Origin of the sequence: Skermanella aerolata KACC 11604 (assembly GCF_000936425.1) — a bacterium.
Classification (GTDB): Bacteria; Pseudomonadota; Alphaproteobacteria; order Azospirillales; family Azospirillaceae; genus Skermanella; species Skermanella aerolata.
In genome coordinates this window covers 1-919 of record NZ_AVFK01000180.1, presented here as the reverse complement: position 1 = coordinate 919, position 919 = coordinate 1, and the positions used below count along the sequence as shown (strand labels likewise).

Here is a 919-nt window from a genome sequence, read left to right as displayed (position 1 = left end):
CACACCCTCCGTCATCAGCGCCATGACGTTCAGGTATTTCACCAAACGGCCGGTTGCTAACGACTGCCAGTTTGGTAAAATGGCCCGGTACAGGTTTTCTCCAGGGAACATCATGGCGCTGATCGGCTACGCCCGCGTCTCGACCGACGAGCAGACGACCGATCCGCAGATCGACGCCCTGAAGGCGGTCGGCTGTCAGACCATCCTGCGCGAACATGGCTCTGGCGGCGACCGCGCCCGCCCGGAACTGAAGCGCGCCCTCGAGCGGTGCGGCCGGGGCGACGTCCTGGTCGTGGTCCGGATCGACCGGCTGGCCCGCTCCCTCTCGCACCTGCTCGAGATCATCGAGACGCTCGACGCCCGGGGGGCGGGGTTCCGCTCGCTCGGCGACCCGATCGACACCACCAGTCCGCAAGGGCGGTTCACCCTGCAGATCCTCGGCGCTGTCGCCGAGTTCGAGCGCGCCCTGATCCGCGAACGCACCAGGGCGGGTCTGGAGGCCGCCCGGGAGCGGGGACGCATCGGCGGCAATCCGGGTCTCCGGCTCCGCTCCGCGACGGTGATCCGCGCGGTTCAGAATCTGTTCGCAGAAGGGACGTGCCAGCCAGTGCTGACCGGGATGCTACTTTGAAGTGAATAAGGGCTGAGGCGCGGGAGGGCGGTGGGCTATGTCCGCTGCCGTCGTCAACAGCCATCGGACCAGCCGCATATGGGCACCATCTTCACCCCCGCCAAGACGTCTCCAACCTCGTGGGATGCGTTCGGCGATGTCGATGCCTTCGTCGATGCGGTGCTGGCGGAACTGGCGGCGATGGCGTCAGACGGTACTCGATCGACCCGCTCCGGGCCAAAGCCGCCGTTGACCGGAGCGGCGCTGCGCAAGGCTATCCTGGCGATCTGGTGCGTCGCGTTCTGCGGT

General features: G+C 67.1%; 2 protein-coding genes. Both read left to right on the top strand.

What is annotated here, in order from left to right:
• A partial coding sequence (locus tag N826_RS39090) for a recombinase family protein (RefSeq protein ID WP_425600618.1) occupies positions 1-631 on the top strand: 631 nt, incomplete at its 5' end.
• A gap of 78 nt (positions 632-709) precedes the next feature.
• On the top strand, positions 710-919 hold a 210-nt coding region (locus N826_RS39085; protein WP_044438041.1), incomplete at its 3' end, for a hypothetical protein.